Below are 16,557 nucleotides of genomic sequence, written 5' to 3'. Positions count from 1 at the left end.
CACCAGTCAAGTTTTGTAACTATTATAGGGATAGCGCCATGACCACTCAGCCCTTGCTCGCTCAGCTGTTTCCTACTTCCACCGCCGACATCCCCGAGCAATACCGCCTGGCAGCGCCCATCGAACAGCGTGACTACCTGGTGAACGGCCAGTTGCGGGTGTGGAATGGCCCGCTGGCCCAAGTGCACAGCCCGGTGCAACTGGGTGACCAACGGGTGGTGATCGGCAGCACGCCGCTGCTGGACGCCGACACCGCCCTCACCGCCCTCGACGCCGCCGTGCGTGCCTACGATCGCGGCCAGGGCGAATGGCCGACGATGCGCGTGGTTGACCGCATCCGCCACGTCGAAGCGTTTTTGCGGCGCATGCGCGAGCAGCGCGAGGGGGTGGTCAAGCTGCTGATGTGGGAAATCGGCAAGAACCTCAAGGATTCCCAGAAAGAATTCGACCGCACCTGCGACTACATCACCGACACCATCAACGCCCTCAAAGAGCTGGATCGCCGCTCCAGCCGCTTCGAGCTGGAACAGGACACCCTCGGGCAGATCCGCCGCGTGCCACTGGGCGTGGCGCTGTGCATGGGCCCCTACAACTACCCGCTCAACGAAACCTTCACCACCCTGATCCCGGCGCTGATCATGGGTAACACCGTAGTGTTCAAGCCGGCCAAGCTCGGCGTGCTGCTGATCCGCCCACTGTTGGAAGCGTTCCGCGACAGCTTCCCGGCCGGGGTGATCAACGTGATCTATGGCAGCGGCCGCGAGACCGTTAGCGCGCTGATGGCCAGCGGCAAGATCGATATCTTTGCGTTCATCGGCACCAACAAAGCCGCCAGCGACCTGAAGAAACTGCACCCCAAGCCGCACCGCTTGCGGGCCGCTCTGGGCCTGGACGCGAAAAACCCCGGCATCGTGCTGCCCGAGGTGGACCTGGACAATGCCGTCAGCGAAGCGGTGACCGGCTCGCTATCGTTCAACGGCCAACGCTGCACCGCGTTGAAAATCCTCTTCGTGCATGAAGAGGTGGTCGAGGCTTTTATCGAAAAATTCAACGCACGCCTGGCGACGCTCAAGCCCGGTATGCCGTGGGAAGACGGCGTTTCGCTGACGCCGTTGCCGGAAGTGGGTAAGGTCGATTACCTCAACGGCCTGGTGGCCGACGCGACGCAGCACGGGGCCCAGGTGGTGAATGCCAATGGCGGGGTCAGTCGCGGTTCGTTCTTCTACCCGGCGGTGCTGTACCCAGTGAATCCGCAAATGCGCGTCTACCACGAAGAACAATTCGGCCCGGTGGTGCCGATCGTGCCCTACCGCGACCTGGATACCGTGATCGATTACGTTCTGGATTCGGACTTCGGCCAACAGCTCAGCCTGTTCGGCACCAACGCCGAAGCCATCGGGCGCCTGGTGGACACCTTTGCCAACCAAGTCGGGCGCATAAACATCAACGCCCAATGCCAGCGCGGGCCGGACACCTTCCCCTTCAACGGGCGCAAGAACTCGGCTGAAGGCACGCTGTCGGTACATGACGCGTTGCGCGTGTTTTCGATCCGCACCCTGGTGGCGACCAAGTTCCAAGAGAGCAACAAGGCACTGGTCAGCGAGATCCTGCGCAACCGTGATTCAAGCTTCCTGACCACTGACTACATCTTCTAAGTTCACCTCGGTCAAACAATGTGGGAGAGGGCTTGGATTCGATAGCGGTTGTGTCAGCTAACCGATTTTTTACTGATCCACAGTCATCGGGGGCAAGCCCCCTCCCACATTTGGATTGTTTATATCTGGAGAATTGAGGGTCCTTTGTTATCAATGAATCTGCCGATGTTTGCCCGGCGCCTGTTGCGCCCCTTGCTCGACCCCTACCGCCGCTACCGGCATGCCAAGCTGATCCACGCCGTGCGCGTGTCCATCGGCTTGCTAGCCACGATCCTGCTGACCACCGGCATCAACCTGCCCCACGGCGAATGGGCGTCGGTGACCATGTTGATCGTGATCGGCGGGTTGCAGCACCACGGCAATATCGGCAAAAAAGCCGTGGAACGCGCCTACGGCACCTTGATCGGTGCCAGTGTCGGTCTGCTGCTGGTGGTGCAACAGGCTTACTTCGGCCTGCCGCTGCTGACCTATCTGTTGATGTCGGTGGTGTGCGGGTTCTTCTCCTATCACGCCATCGGCAAGGGCGGTTATATCGCGCTGCTGTCGGCGATCACCGTGTTTATCGTCGCCGGCCACGGTGACAACCCGTTGTCGGATGGGTTGTGGCGCACCGTGGATATTCTCATCGGTATCGTCCTGGCCCTGGCGTTCTCCTTCGCCCTGCCGCTGTATGCCGTGTATTCGTGGCGCTATAACCTGGCCAGTGCTCTGCGTGACTGCGCGCAGATCTACAGCCGGATCATCAGCGGAAAGTCGGTCACCGATGATGAACACGTCAAACTGCTCAACCGTTTGAACGCGGCAATGGTGCAACTGCGCTCGCTGATGCCGTCGGTATCCAAGGAAGTGCGCATTTCCATGACTGAACTGGATGCCATCCAGCGTCACTTGCGCCTGTGCATCAGCACTTTGGAAATTCTCGGCAACACCCGTCCCGACCCACGCGATGAGCAAGCCATGGCCCGCATGCAGGCCGCCTTGAAGGCCGAGCATCGGCAGATCCGTGTGCAATTGGTGGGGATGGCGCGGGCATTGAAATCCGGCATGACCGAACGACTGGAGCGCCCAAGTACCGGCACGGGCCGCGAGCGCACGCTGGATGCGCCGGTGTACAGCGCACTGGATGGGTATCGGTTGTTAACGCTGCAACTGGCGGCGAATGTGGATGCCATGCGCCAGCGCCTAGGCAAAACTGCGGGGCACTGGAAAATCTGAAGGTCTGTTTCGCTCAAAACGATATTCACACTTTCTCTTACAAATTTTTCACGCTTTATTCACATCCCGAGACGTAGGGTGAAGCCTCATCCGTTACAAATGTTGCACATCAAGCCCGCCGCCCCAGCGGGCTTTTTTTTGCCTCGAAAAAACCGCCGTTCAGCGCGACGCTTTAGCGCTTGGCGCCGCAGCCTCTTCACGAATCGCGCGCTGGGTGTCCAGCACCTTGGCCAGGGCGGTTTCCGCTTCAGGGCTCTGCTGTGGCACGCGGATCGCTGCCGAGACCAGGGTAATCAGCTTGGCCATGACTTCCGCGTCGGTGGCCGGGCGGCCGAGGCTCATGGAATTCATCAGCAGGCGCAGCTCGGTACCGGCCATCACCCCAGAGATCGCTTTGAGTGCAAATTGCAGGCGCACCCCCAGCTCGTTGCGCGGTAAATCCGGCAAGGCCAGGGCGAAGGCTTCGAAGAAGCGTTGGAACACCGGTTGGTAATGCACTTTGAGGTATTCCTGGATAAACGGCGACGTATCGCTGTAGACGCGCCCCAGGAACCGAATGAACGAGCGCCCTTCTCCACTGGCCGGGTCGCTGCGCTCCAGGCCCATGGCCGGAGCGAAAAGCACGCCGAGCAAGGTGTCGCAGTCCAGCGGGCCATCGGATTCGGCTTCGCAACGTGCCAACAATTCCAGGCGCTGTTCGTTGAGCGGCTCCAGGCGCTGCATCAGCAGGGTTTTCATCAGGGAATCCTTGTCCCCGAAGTGGTAATTCACCGCAGCCAGGTTGACCTGGGCACGCTCGGTAATCTGCCGTAACAAAACCGCGTCGTATCCGTACTTGATGAAGAGAGCCTCTGTCGCATCCAGCAAGCGAGTCTTGGTAACGTTTGGAGCGCTGAGTTTCTTCGCGACCATTAGGGATCCCACGGAAATATTGTTTTAAAAAATAATTTGATTTTTTATACCGGGGCCGTCGTGCGAAAGCAAGCTGTGACACATCGCCACCGGTTTCAAAGCCTTGCCGGACGGCGCCTTGAAGTTCACTGAATGCACTGAGGCAACCTACTGAGAACCGCGAAAAAAAACATTTCAAACGGTAAAACCGCTCTATATCCATGGCTGGCGAAGCCCAGGGAACGCGGTTAGTATTCAAACAATATTTTAAAAACAAGAAATAAAACCAGTCCGTGACGCGTACCGGTCAATCCCGCATTTGATACAACGTTTTGCATGGGGGATAAAGGCACCGTCGAGACTGAAGGCGTAGTCACGATGACAGGCACCCCCACGCACCCAGGCTTGATTTCCTTGCACGGCATCGGCAAACGCTATGAGTTGGCCGGGCAGGCACTGTCCATTCTCAACGATGTATCCCTCTGCATCGCCCGTGGCGACAGCTGCGGCATTCTCGGTGCCTCCGGTTCCGGCAAAAGTACCCTACTCAACATTCTCGGCCTGCTGGACCTGCCCAACTGCGGCCAGTACCACTTCGCCGGCCACGATATTTTCAGCGCCAGCCCCGACGAACTGGCGGCGATCCGCAATCAGCAGATCGGTTTCGTATTCCAGAGCTTCAACCTGCTGCCGCGCCTGAGCGCGCTGGACAATGTCGCCCTGCCCCTGAGCTATCGCGGCGTGTCGCGCCATGCCTCGGTGGAACAGGCCCTGCGCATGCTCGAACAGGTGGGCCTGGCCGAGCGTGCCCACCATCGCCCCGCCGATCTTTCCGGCGGCCAGCGCCAGCGCGTGGCCATCGCCCGCGCGCTGGTGGGCAACCCGTCGGTGATCCTCGCCGACGAACCCACCGGCAATCTCGACAGCGGCACCGCTCAGGACATCATGAACCTGCTGCTGGGCCTCAACCGCGAACAGCAGGTCACCCTGGTCATCGTCACCCACGACCCGCAGATCGCCGAGCGCCTGGAGCGCAAGATCCTGGTGCGCAACGGTGTGGTGCAAGAGGTCGGGCGCCTATGAGCCTGCGGGTCGAGCAAAGCCTCAGCCAGCTCCTGCATGAAGCATTCGTCAGTCTGCGCACCCTGGGCAAGCGCTCGATGCTGGCGCTGCTGGGCATCGTTATCGGCAGTTCGTCGGTGGTGGCGCTGATCAATATCGGCCATAACGCTTCGGTGGATGCCGCCTTGATCTTCAAGGACATGGGCACCGACACCCTGGTGGTGCAATTCCCCCCCAAGGGCAGCGCTAACGTGCCGATGCGCACGCACTTGGACCTGGACGCCGTGCGCCAGGCCGTTCCGGGCATCGCCCATATCGGCGCGCTCAGCCTGTTCAGCGGGCCCATCGTGTTCCATGGGCGCAGCGTCAACGCCAACTTCGTCGGTAGCACGCCGGATGTCGCTGCGGCGATGCGCCTGACCTTGCAACACGGCCGCTTCCTGTCGGGCTTCGATGTCAACGAAACCTACGCCGTGATCGGCGCCGACGTTGCCCAGGCCCTGAGCGCGCCGGGGGATCCCGTGCGGCTGGGGGACCGCGTGCGCATCAACGACTACCTGTTTCTGGTGGTGGGCCTGCTGCAGCCCCAGCCACGGGCGATGCTGATGCCGGTGCAGCCCGGCGAGTCGCTGTTTCTGCCCGCCGAGGGCATGCGGCGCATCTACGCGGCGCCGCAGATCAACAACCTGATCATCCGCGCCGCTGCCGGCCAGGACATGGAACACCTGGCCCGGGCCGCGGCCGACGCCCTGCGTGCCCAACTCACCGAGCACGATGTCGACATCCAGGTGCCCCAGCAAATGATCGATGGCATGACGCGCCAGAGTCGTACCTTCGCTTACCTGCTGCTGGCCCTCGGCGCGATTTCCCTGATCGGCGGCGGCGTGGGCGTGATGAACGTGATGCTGATGAATGTCTCGGAGCGCCGCCGCGAAATCGGCATCCGCATGGCGCTGGGTGCGCGGCAGCGAGATATTCGCAATCTGTTTTTGCTCGAAGCGGTCACCCTCACCGCCGTCGGCGCTCTGTGCGGCGCGGTGCTCGGCATGACCGCCGCCTGGTTGTACGCCTGGTTGTCGGGCTGGGTGTTCGACCTGGCCGCCGCCGCCCTGCCCTTGGGGGTGGGCAGCACATTGTTGGTGGGCCTGTTTTTCGGCATTTACCCGGCGGTCTCGGCGTCACGGTTGCAGCCGGTGGAGGCCCTGCGCGATGAATAGATGGCTGCTGTGCCTCGCCCTGATCAGCCTGCCCGGCATGGCGGCCGACGTGGTCATCAAACCCTCGGCGCCCAGCACCACCCGCAGCGGCTACGACCGAGGCGTCTCGCTGAAAGCCCAGATCACCGACCTGACCCTGGGCGACGCCGTGTACCTGGGCCTGCGCAACAATCCAGCGATCCGCAGCGCTTACCTGCAACGGGTGGCGCAGAAATTCGACCTGCGGGTCGCCGAAGATGTGTTCAACCCCAAGCTGACCCTCAACAGCTCCTATCGCAGCACCCGCGGTTCGGTCGACAACGCGCGCAATGCCAATGTCACGCCGTCCAGCAGCCTGCTCGGCGAGTACGGCACGCGCCTGAGCATGTCCTGGACCCAGCAACTCAACAACGCCGACCGCGCCGGCCGCTACCGCAGCGACGGCCTGGACCTGGCGATCATCCAGCCGCTGCTGCGCGGTGCCGGCTGGGATGCCACCACAGCACCGCTGCGCCTGTCACGCCTGGCGGAACAGGCCAACCGCCTGAACCTCAAGGCCACCGTTGCGCAGACCATCAGCCAGATCATCGCCACCTACCGCGAGCTGCTGCGCGCTCAGGAACAATTGAGCATTGTGCAGGATGCGCTTAAGCGCTCCGGCACCTTGCTGGAAGTCAACCGGGCCTTGATCGGCGCCGGGCGCATGGCCGAGTTTGAAATCGTACAGACCGAAGCCGATATCGCCACCCAGCAACTGGGCGTGGAAGAAGCGCAGAACCAGCTGGACACCAATCGCCTGGCGCTGCTGCGCCTGCTGGCACTGGACCTGTCCACGCCGATCCGCGCCACCGAAGCCCTGGAGGCCCGGCCCATGCAAATCGACAAGCGCCAGGCGTTCAACCTGGCGCAGACCCAACAGCCGGAATACCTCGCTGCCCTGCTCGGCAGCCAGCAAGCCGACCTCAATCTGGTGATCGCCAAAGACTCCGGGCGTTGGCAGGTGGACCTGGTGGCCGGCGCAAACCAGATACGTGACACCTACAATAACGACGCCGGCAGCAGCAATAACCGCACATGGGACAGCTATGCCGGCGTGCAGGTGCAGATTCCCATCGGGGATATCAGCACCCGCCAGGCCGAAGTGCGCGCGCGCGTGAATGTCGAGGACCAGCAGGTGCGCATCACCGACGCCCGCCAAGAGCTGGAGCGTAGCGTCAACGATGTGGTGCGCGACCTGGGCACACGCTGGCGCCAGTATGAAATCGCCCAGCGCGCCGTGGAGCTGTCGCGGCGCAAGATCGAGATCGAACGGGAAAAACTCAGCGCCGGGCGCTCCACCAACTTCCAGGTGTTGAGCTTCGAGACCGACTTGCGCAACGCTGAAAACGCGCAGCTCAACGCGTTGATCGCTTATCTGAACGCCCAGACCCAGCTCGATCTGACCCTGGGCATGACGCTGGAAAGTTGGGAAATCGCCCTCAATGACTATTAATCGAAAAGCCCTGCTGGGCGCTGTGCTGATCCTGCTGCTGGGCGGCGTGGGGCTGGCCCTGCGCAGCCCGGCCTCCGCTCCCGACGGCACGCCCGAGCAGTGGCTGGCGGTCAAGCCCGACGCGCTGGTGCATGAGATCGGCCTGGTGGGCAAAATCGAGCCCGACACCACGCTCGTGCTCACCGCGCCGTTTGACGGCAATGTGCAGGCCAATCTGGTCGAGCAAGGCCAGCGGGTCGAGGCCGGCCAGGTGTTGCTGCGCATGGACCCGGCCACCCTCGAAGTGCAATTGCGCGATGCCCTCTCCGCCCAACTCAAGGCCCGGCGCACCGTGCAGGAAATGCAGGACTGGGACAGCAGCCCCACCGTCAGCCGCGCCCGCCGCAGCCTGCGCACCGCGCAGATGAGCGCCGACAACACGCAACGCAAACTCACCGAAAGCGAGAATCTGTTCAAACGCGGCATCATCCCGCGCAACGAATTGGACGACCTACGCCAGCAAGCCCAGCAGCAGCAATTGGACCTCGCCTCGGCCCGCAGCGAACTGCAACAGGCGCTGGAACAGGGCAAGGGCGAATACCGCCAGATCGCCGAAATGGAGCTGACCAACGCCACCGTGAAATACGAGGCCCTGCGCACCCTGCTCGCAGCCCAAGAGGTGAAGGCGCCGTTCTCCGGCATCGTGGTACCCGCCCCCGGCAACAACGCACCGGCCGGTGGTGGCAACGCCAACGCGCCGATCCAGGCCGGCAGCAAGGTCAGCCAGGGCCAGGTGCTGTTTGGCTTGGCGAATATCGAACGGTTGAAGATCGTCGCCAAGGTGTCGGAGCTGGATATCAACCAACTGCACCAGGGCCAGGCCGTGGAAGTCATGGGCGACGGGTTCGACGGCGAACGGCTGAAGGGCTCCGTCAGCGTGGTCAGCGGCCTGGCCATCGCCAGCGACACCCAGGGCAGCGCACAGTTTCCGGTGACCTTGTCGATCCCCACACTCACCCCAGAGCAGCTACAGCGGGTGCGGTTGGGCATGAGTGCGCGGCTGACCATCGTCACTTACAACAATGAACAGGCGATCGTGATTCCCAGCCAGGCGATTGAGCCGGACATGACGGTGGCGTACCGCGAGGCGATGGATAAACCGGTGCAACGGGTGAAGGTCACCACCGGCCAGTCGACGGCGCAAGGGGTTGAGGTGTTCGGCCTGAAACCCGGCCTTGTGAAAATCTCAAAATAAATGAAGAACCACTGTGGGAGGGGGCTTGCCCCCGATGGCGGTGGCTCAGTCAAGAATTGGCCAACTGACACACCGCCATCGGGGGCAAGCCCCCTCCCACATTAAGTCCTTTGTCAGCTTCTATCAGACCTCTGTCAGCTTCGTGGTCAGCGGCCTGGCCATCGCCAGCGACACCCAGGGCAGCGCACAGTTTCCGGTGACCTTGTCGATCCCCACACTCACCCCAGAGCAGCTAAAGCGGGTGCGGTTGGGCATGAGTGCGCGGTTGACCATCGTCACTTACAACAATGAACAGGCGATCGTGATTCCCAGCCAGGCGATTGAGCCGGACATGACGGTGGCGTACCGCGAGGCGATGGATAAACCGGTGGAACGGGTGAAGGTCACCACCGGCCAGTCGACGGCGCAAGGGGTTGAGGTGTTCGGCCTGAAACCCGGCCTTGTGAAAATCTCAAAATAAATGAAGACCCGCTGTGGGAGGGGGCTTGCCCCCGATAGCGGTGGCTCAGTCAAGAATTGGCCAACTGACACACTGCCATCGGGGGCAAGCCCCCTCCCACATTAAGTCCTTTGTCAGCTTCTGTTAGACCGCTGCCAGCTTCTATTGGACCTCTGCCAGCTTCGAAGCCAGGGCTTTGGCTTGCAGCGCCACATCCGTTACCGCCGTGCTCTCCCACCACATTCCGCGCAACGGCGGGCCCATGGCGAACAGCCGCGCGCTGACCTGGCCCTGGGCATCCAGCACCGCCCCCGAGGCATCCGCTGCGATGCCCAATGCCAACGGCCCGGGCTGGATCAACCCGCGCTTGAGCAACTGCTGCGGCAAGGGCCGGGCCACGCGGCGCCAGTCGTATTCGATGCCGCTGGAGTTGATCAGCGCCGCGCCCGTCACTTGAGTGAGCGTTTGTTCGCCGCGTTGGCGCACCGCGATGGTGACGCCGCTTTGCGCGGGCACCAGCCCCTTGAATGACGCCGCACGAATGCGCAACCGCCCCTCCTCATGCAAACGCGCCACCAGCTTCGCGCTCAGCGGCGGCGAGCGGTGGTGATGACTTTCCCACCACGGCCGCACATGGCGCACGAACTGGCGCTTCTCGCGCTCGCTGGCCTGGCTCCAGAGACGGCCGATATGGGCGCGTACGGTGTCCAGCGGCGCTTGCCAGTCGATGCCCTGGGCCTGCGCGATGCTGCATTGGCGACGCAGTTCGCGCAGCAGTTGCCGAGGGCTGCGCAAGGCCGGGTCGGCAGCCAGGAAGTCGTCCCAGGCCGGCGGTTGCCGGCGCACATGGGGCAACAGGCCATGGCGCGAAAAGATCTCGATGGGCCCGCGATGCCCGGCCTGTTCCAGGGACACCACGGCGTCCACCATGGTCAACCCGGAGCCGATAATCAGCACCGTCGAGCGTGGGTCCAGGCGCCTCATGGTCGCCACGTCCCATGGGTCGACCGCCGCCGCGTTGACGCCGCTGGAGTGGGTCTGCGGCGTGCGCGCCGCCGGGAACATGCCGGTAGCCAATACCGCAAAGTTACCGCGCAACCGCTGGCCGTTATCGAGGGTCAGCAGGGTTGAATCCGCATCCACCTGCACGTCGATCACTTCGGCCCTGACATGCTTCACCGTGGACGCCGAGCGTGCCTTGGCCTCGGCCAGCCGCTGCTGCGCATACACACCAAATAGCCCGCGCGGCGGGAACAGCTCGCTGATCGGCACCGCCTGCTCGGCCGACTCCGGCCAACCGCCGGCCGCGATGTGTTCGGTGAGCCACTGCGTGAGGTCGTCGGGGTTGTCCGGGTCGACACTCATGCGCGCGGCGTTGCCGTTGAGGGTGTGGCCCAGTTCGACCGCACTGTAAGCCTCGCCCCGACCCAGTTCGGCGCGCGGTTCGATCACCAGGACTTGGCGCCGACCGGGCAGGCGCAGCAGTTGTACGGCCAGCATCGTGCCGCTCAGGCCGCCGCCAATGATCAGCACATCAGCGTTGCGGGTGGATTCCGTCATGCAGGTTCGCCCTTACTGTTTACCCAGGTAGATGTCATGCAGGTCGCCGCGCGCCCGCAGTTCAGCGGCACTGCCGCTCAAGGCCACGCGCCCAGTATCGAGCACATAGCCATGGGCCGCATAGGTGAGCGCGACGTTAATGTTCTGCTCGGCGATCAGGAAGCTCACCTGCTGTTCGCGGTTGAGCTGCGCAATGATCTCGAAGATCTCCTGCACGATCATAGGCGCCAAACCCATGGACGGCTCGTCGAGCAGTACCAAAGTAGGACGGGTCATCAACGCTCGGCCGATGGCGACCATCTGTTGCTCGCCGCCGGAGGTCAGCCCGGCGCGGGTGTGGCGCTTGGTCTTGAGCCGTGGGAACCAGGTGTAAATGCGTTCCAGGTCCTGGGCCATGGCCTTGCGGCTCAAACGCCGCACAAAGCCGCCGCTGCGCAGGTTGTCTTCCACGCTGAGCTGGCCGAACACATGGCGGCCCTCCAGCACATGCACCATGCCCTGGCGCACGCGCTGGTTGGGATCAATGCCGGCCAAGTCCGCACCGGCATATTCGATCACCCCCCGGCTGACCTCGGCGCGCTCGGCGCGCACCAGCCCGGAAATGGCCTTGAGGGTGGTGCTCTTGCCGGCGCCATTGGCACCCAGCAAGGCGACGATGGCGCCCTTGGGCACGCTCAGTGACACCCCGGCCACCGCCAGGATCGCGCCGTCGTAGATCACCTCGATATCGTTGACAGTCAACAGCGCCGGGCTCGCCGACACACTGGCAGGTTGGTTCATGGCTTATTCATCCCCGGTGCAGGCGCGTGGCGTCAGGCCTTTTTCCTTGGCGAACGCGGCGGACTTCTCGTCGATCAGCGGGCGCAGCAGCGCACGGTCGGCGGCGATCCAATCGCTGATCAGCGTCCAGTTCGCACCGTCCCATTGCTGCACCCGCGCCGAGCCGCCACCTTCGTGATCGCGGCACGACAATTTCAGGTTCTGCATCAGGCCCAGGTAGCCCATGTCTTTCAAGCGCGCATCGTCGATGTTCAAGTGCTCCAGGCCCCAACGCCCCTCTTCGCCGTTGAGCGGACGCTTGCCGAACTTGGCCTGGGCGGTGCGGATCGCCTCGACCGCCACGGCGGCGTTCACAAGGCCAGAGTTGTAGTAGACGCTGCCGAAGTTCTTCAGGTCCTTGAGGTCGCTGTGGCCTTTGTCGAGCACGTATTGTTTGAGGCGTTTGTGAATCTCGAAATCCGCCCCCGCCGGGTACGGTGTCAGCGCCAGGTAACCCTTGGCGGCGGCGCCGGCAGGCAGCACGTCCTCGCTGGAGCTGGCCCAGATATCGCCGATGATATGGTCCACCGGAAAGCCGAAGCGCGCCGCCGTCTTCACCGCCACCGGCGTGGACACGCCCCAGGTACGCAGGAACACCCAATCCGGGTTGGCCTGGCGCACCTGGCGCCATTGCGCGGATTGTTCGTTGCCCGGATCGGCCACCGGGATCTGGATATTTTCAAAGCCGTATTTTTCCGCCAGCAGCTTCAGCGGGCCGAGGGTTTCACGTCCGTAGGCCGAGTCGTGGTACACCGTGGCAATTTTCTTGCCCTTGAGTTTGTCGAAACCGCCCTCCCGCTCGGCGATGTAGTTCACCAAACTCGATGCCTCGCTGTAGAAGGTCAGCATCACCGGGAAGTTGTAGGGGAATACGGTGCCATCGGTGGCCTCGGTACGCCCGTAGCCGAGGGTGATCAACGGGATCTTGTCCACCTCGGCCCGTTCGCTCAGCGCATAAGCCGCTGGCGCGCCATTGGGTTGGTACACCGCGACCGGGGCGCCATCCAGACCGTTTTTAAAGCGCTCGTAACACTCGATGCCTTTCTCGGCGGTCCACTCGGTCTCGCATTCCTGCCACACCAGTTTCACCCCGTTGATGCCACCCTCGACCTCGTTGATATAGCGCAAATAGTCGATCATCCCGGCCCACACCTGCACGCCGCTGGACGCGTAGGCGCCGACCCGGTAGGTCGCCAGCGGGATAAATTGCTGGTCCGGGGACGCCACCGCCGAGGGCACGCTGGTGGTGAACGCAGCCACGGCTAACGCGGCGCCGGCCAGGGATTGTTTGAAGGATGCACGCATAGGAAGTTCTCTTGAGGTTAGAAACGCAGCGGCCACTGGCGCAGCCGATCGCGAAGGGTGTGCAACAGGCGAATCAAACCGTCGGGTTCCTTGATCAGGAACACGATGATCAACACGCCAAAGATGATTTTCTGCAGGTTCTGCAACTGCCCCGCATCCACCGCGCCACCGAACAGCGCCTGACCGGCGTGGCTGAGGAAAATCGGCAGCAGGCTGATAAACGCGGCGCCGACAAAGTTGCCGGCGATACTGCCCATGCCGCCGATAATGATGATGAACAGAATCTGGAACGAGCGATTGATATCGAAGCTGCTGGCGCTGGCCGTGCCCAGGTAAGCGAAGGCCCACAGCGCCCCGGCGATGCCCAGATAGAACGAGCTGACCGCAAACGCCAGGCGCTTGTAGCGCGCCACCGGAATGCCGATCACCGCGGCGGCGGTGTCCATGTCGCGGATCGCCATCCAATTGCGCCCCACCTGGCTGCGCACCAGGTTCACGGCCGTCCAGGTCAACAGCAACACGCTGACCAGGGTCAGCCAATAACGGCCCAACGGGGTGTTGAGGTCATGGCCGAACAGGGTCAGAGCGGGCGCGGAAATGGTGCCGGATGAACCATAGTTGTAGAACCAGGGAAACTTGACGAACAACCATTCCAGAAAAAACTGCGCGGCCAGGGTAGTGACCATCAGGTAGAACCCCTTGATCCGCGAGCTGGGCAAACCAAACAGCAGGCCCACCAGCGCGCTGATCACGCCGCCGCCGAGCAACGCCACAGGCAGGCCCAACTCAGGCAAACGCAGTAAAAAGCCATAGGTGGCAAACGCACCGACCGCCATGAAGCCCGCAGCGCCCACCGAGGTCTGCCCGGTGTAGCCGGTCAGCAGGTTCAGGCCCAGACCGGCCAGGGACAACACCAGAAACGGGATCAAAATCGCATTGAGCCAATAATCATTGCCCCACAGCGGCACCACGATAAAGGCCAAGCCCAGCAAGCCGATCAGGCCCCAGGGCGCACGCCGCTGGATCAGCAACAAGGGCGCGGCGTGTTCAACGACAGGGATCGACATAGGTTCAGACTCGCTCGATGGCGCGCTCGCCGAACAGGCCGGCGGGACGCATATACAGGAAGGCCAGGGCCAGGACATAGGCGAACCACGGCGTGATGCCGCCGCCGATCAGCGGGCCGATGTACACCTCGGCGAGGTTCTCCGCGGCGCCAACGATCAGCCCACCCACCATCGCCCCGCCAATCGAAGTGAAGCCACCGATGATCAACACCGGCAACGCCTTGAGCACCACCAGCGACAGCGAAAACTGCACGCCCTGGCGCGCCCCCCACAGCAGCCCCGCCACCAGCCCGACCACACCGGCCACCGCCCATACGATCTGCCAGATGCGGTTGAGGTGGATGCCGATGGACAGCGCCGCCGTGGTGTCATCCGCCACCGCCCGCAACGACACGCCGATGCGGGTCTTGTTGAACAGCAGCGCCAGCACCGTCACCAGCACCCCTGCGGCAGCCGCGGCGACCAGGTCAAACTGGCTGAGCATCAGCGGCCCGACAAACAGCGGCACGTCGTCGATCCCGAGATCCAGCGCGCGCACCTGGGAGCCCATCAGGCCCTGAGCCAAGCCTTCGATAATGAACGACAGGCCCAGGGTGGCCATGAACAAGGTGATTTGCGAACGGTTCACCAGCGGCCGCAAGACCAACCGTTCGATAAGCAACGCGCCGACAATCATCACGATGACCGTCAGCAGTAACGCCAGGGCAAATGGCACGCCCTGGTCATGCAGGCTGACAAAAGTCAGCGCGGCAAACAGCAGCATCGCGCCCTGGGCAAAATTGAACACGCCGCTGGCCTTGTAGATCAGCACGAAGCCGATGGCGACCAGGGAATACAGGGTGCCGGCGAGCAGGCCGCCGAGCAGGGTTTCAAAGAAGAACGTCATCAGTGAACGACTCCCAGGTAGGCCGCGATTACCTCGGGGTTGGCCTGTACTTGGGCGGGCGTGCCGTCGCCGACCTTGCGCCCGTAGTCCAGCACCACCACATGGTCGGACAGGCCCATGACCACACCGATATCGTGTTCGATCAACACCACCGTGGTGCCCAGGTCGCGGTTCACATCGGCGACAAAGCGAGCCATTTCCTGTTTTTCCTCGGCGTTCATGCCGGCCATGGGCTCGTCCAGCAACAACAGGCTGGGCTCGGCGATCAGTGCGCGGCCCAATTCCACGCGCTTTTGCAGGCCGTAGGACAGATTGCCCACCAGCACATCGCGGTGGGCTTGCAACTCTAGAAATTCGAGGACGCCCTGGCCGCGCAGGCCAAACGCCTCGGCTTCGCGTCGCGCCCGGGGTAAGCCCAGGGCCTGCTCGATAAAGGTGCTGCGCATATACCGCGACAGACCGGTGAGGAGGTTGTCGAGCACGCTCATTTTTTTGAACAAGGCGTTGTTCTGAAAGGTGCGACCGATACCCCGGCGCGCCGCACCCAAGGGGTCGATGCGCTGGAAATGCTGGTCGTCGAATATGATCTCGCCGGCATCGAAGCGATACACGCCGTTGAGTACATTGAGCAGCGAACTTTTGCCGGCGCCGTTAGGGCCGATCAACGCGCATATCTCGCCGCGCTGCACGTCGAACGACAGCCCGCTGATCGCCTTGACCCCTTTGAACGACAGCGAAATATCGCGCACTTGGAGGATGGCTTGGCTCATGCGCTTTTCCGTTTGAATTCGGCAAGCCACGTTGGCTCGACATTGGACTTGATGGGTTGCCAGATAGACGTCAGGCGCTGGAAGCCCAACAACCGGCGCACGCGATTTTTCAGCACACGACGCAGGCCGCTGCGGGCATCGGCGATGGCCCACTCACACAGGCGCCGACGCCAGGTGCCGTGGGGCGCAAGGCGGCTTTCGATGTCGTCGGCCACCTGTTGCAAACGCGCCGGCGATAACAGCAGGCCCGTGGGCGCGACTTCACTGCGATCACGTCGCGCCGACGCCAGGTTCTCCGGGAAGGCCAGGCCGTGGCCGCTGTGCAGCCATTGCTCCAGCACCACGGCCAGACCGTCTTGCCACTGGGTACTGTCCTCGCTCCATAGCGCGGTTTCGGCTGTGGGTTGCCACCAACGCTGCAGGTGTTGCGCCGGGTCGACCGGGCCGAGCAGTTGGGCAAAGTCCAACCGCTGGGTAAACGCCCAATCGGGCTGGCGGCCTTGCACGTAGACGTGGCTGGGACGGATACGCCATAGCTGTTGTTCCAGCGCCTGGGGTTCCAGGTTGTCGGCAAGCGTCAGCACCTGACCGCCGACGGACTGGGCCGCCAACGCCAGCAACAACAGGTTCGGCTCAAAGGCGCCACTGAGCACCAAACGAGACTGATCGCTGAAACCTTGCTGGCGCAAACCATCGGCCAGGCGTTCTACGTCGCGCAGGGCGTCGATCCAGCGCCACGCGTGCCACAGGCCCTGACGCTTGTGGCGCAGGGCAATGTGCAGCGGTGTGAGTTGTGCCCAGTGGCGCAGGTGTTCCAGGAGAGCCTTGGGTTCGTGCACGCTCATAGGGGGTTGCTCCTATTGGGGTGGAGTGCGTGCGGTGGTCCGCTGGCTTGAGTATTTGTTTATCAACACAGGACGATTGTGGGAGGGGCGGTGCGAGGATTCGACTTGCCCCCGATGGCGG

General features: G+C 62.9%; 14 protein-coding genes and 1 pseudogene. 7 read left to right on the top strand and 8 right to left on the bottom strand.

Going from position 1 to position 16,557, the window contains the following annotated elements:
• The first annotated feature begins 38 nt into the window (after positions 1-38).
• Positions 39-1,655 carry an NADP-dependent glyceraldehyde-3-phosphate dehydrogenase gene (locus tag K1567_RS00610; protein ID WP_034098723.1) on the top strand — a complete coding sequence of 539 codons (1,617 nt, stop codon included), beginning with the start codon at positions 39-41 and terminating at the stop codon, positions 1,653-1,655.
• Between the two features lie 153 nt (positions 1,656-1,808).
• The gene (locus K1567_RS00605) at positions 1,809-2,870 is read left to right on the top strand and encodes an FUSC family protein (protein WP_220698005.1); all 1,062 of its coding nucleotides are present in this window, start codon (positions 1,809-1,811) and stop codon (positions 2,868-2,870) included.
• Positions 2,871-3,029: 159 nt separating this feature from the next.
• Here the strand turns inward: K1567_RS00605 and K1567_RS00600 are convergent, their stop codons facing one another.
• Entirely contained in the window at positions 3,030-3,782 is a 753-nt protein-coding gene (locus K1567_RS00600; RefSeq protein WP_034098727.1) for a TetR/AcrR family transcriptional regulator, read from the bottom strand.
• Positions 3,783-4,139: 357 nt separating this feature from the next.
• Between K1567_RS00600 and K1567_RS00595 the strand changes: the two genes are divergently transcribed.
• The 5 genes and pseudogenes from K1567_RS00595 to K1567_RS00575 all read left to right on the top strand — a co-directional run.
• Positions 4,140-4,844, top strand: coding sequence for an ABC transporter ATP-binding protein (locus K1567_RS00595; protein WP_034114196.1), 705 nt, complete (start codon positions 4,140-4,142; stop codon positions 4,842-4,844).
• Entirely contained in the window at positions 4,841-6,040 is a 1,200-nt protein-coding gene (locus K1567_RS00590) for an ABC transporter permease (RefSeq protein WP_034098731.1), read from the top strand. The genes K1567_RS00595 and K1567_RS00590 overlap by 4 nt, the downstream gene beginning before the upstream one ends.
• Positions 6,033-7,511, top strand: coding sequence for a TolC family protein (locus tag K1567_RS00585; RefSeq protein ID WP_034098732.1), 1,479 nt, complete (start codon positions 6,033-6,035; stop codon positions 7,509-7,511). The genes K1567_RS00590 and K1567_RS00585 overlap by 8 nt, the downstream gene beginning before the upstream one ends.
• Positions 7,501-8,745: an efflux RND transporter periplasmic adaptor subunit gene (locus K1567_RS00580; protein WP_099311665.1), complete on the top strand. Its 1,245-nt coding sequence runs from the start codon at positions 7,501-7,503 to the stop codon at positions 8,743-8,745. Before K1567_RS00585 ends, K1567_RS00580 begins: the two co-directional genes overlap by 11 nt.
• A 55-nt stretch (positions 8,746-8,800) precedes the next feature.
• A pseudogene (locus K1567_RS00575) lies at positions 8,801-9,205 on the top strand (HlyD family secretion protein); the annotation flags it as partial.
• A 141-nt stretch (positions 9,206-9,346) separates the two neighbouring features.
• Here the strand turns inward: K1567_RS00575 and K1567_RS00570 are convergent.
• From K1567_RS00570 to K1567_RS00540, 7 genes are read right to left on the bottom strand one after another with little or no spacing between them, the layout of a single operon-like run.
• Positions 9,347-10,744 (bottom strand): FAD/NAD(P)-binding protein, encoded by a 1,398-nt coding sequence (locus K1567_RS00570; protein WP_220698004.1) that lies wholly within the window; start codon positions 10,742-10,744, stop codon positions 9,347-9,349.
• A 12-nt stretch (positions 10,745-10,756) separates the two neighbouring features.
• Complete coding sequence (locus K1567_RS00565) at positions 10,757-11,524, bottom strand: ABC transporter ATP-binding protein (protein WP_034098739.1); 768 nt, start codon at positions 11,522-11,524, stop codon at positions 10,757-10,759.
• Positions 11,525-11,527: 3 nt separating this feature from the next.
• Complete coding sequence (locus tag K1567_RS00560) at positions 11,528-12,868, bottom strand: ABC transporter substrate-binding protein (RefSeq protein WP_169903553.1); 1,341 nt, start codon at positions 12,866-12,868, stop codon at positions 11,528-11,530.
• Between the two features lie 17 nt (positions 12,869-12,885).
• Positions 12,886-13,935, bottom strand: coding sequence for a branched-chain amino acid ABC transporter permease (locus K1567_RS00555; RefSeq protein WP_034098743.1), 1,050 nt, complete (start codon positions 13,933-13,935; stop codon positions 12,886-12,888).
• A gap of 4 nt (positions 13,936-13,939) precedes the next feature.
• On the bottom strand, positions 13,940-14,821 hold the full coding sequence (locus tag K1567_RS00550) for a branched-chain amino acid ABC transporter permease (protein WP_034098745.1): 882 nt from the start codon (positions 14,819-14,821) through the stop codon (positions 13,940-13,942).
• Positions 14,821-15,591: an ABC transporter ATP-binding protein gene (locus K1567_RS00545; RefSeq protein ID WP_034098748.1), complete on the bottom strand. Its 771-nt coding sequence runs from the start codon at positions 15,589-15,591 to the stop codon at positions 14,821-14,823. The genes K1567_RS00550 and K1567_RS00545 overlap by 1 nt, the downstream gene beginning before the upstream one ends.
• Positions 15,588-16,436 carry an AMP-binding protein gene (locus tag K1567_RS00540; RefSeq protein WP_220698003.1) on the bottom strand — a complete coding sequence of 283 codons (849 nt, stop codon included), beginning with the start codon at positions 16,434-16,436 and terminating at the stop codon, positions 15,588-15,590. The genes K1567_RS00545 and K1567_RS00540 overlap by 4 nt, the downstream gene beginning before the upstream one ends.
• Between the last annotated feature and the right edge of the window lie 121 nt (positions 16,437-16,557).

It is taken from the genome of Pseudomonas sp. S5F11, assembly GCF_019641515.1.
GTDB lineage: Bacteria > Pseudomonadota > Gammaproteobacteria > Pseudomonadales > Pseudomonadaceae > Aquipseudomonas > Aquipseudomonas rhodesiae.
The sequence above is the reverse complement of the archived record's forward strand: the minus strand, read 5'-3'. Positions and strand labels throughout refer to the sequence as shown.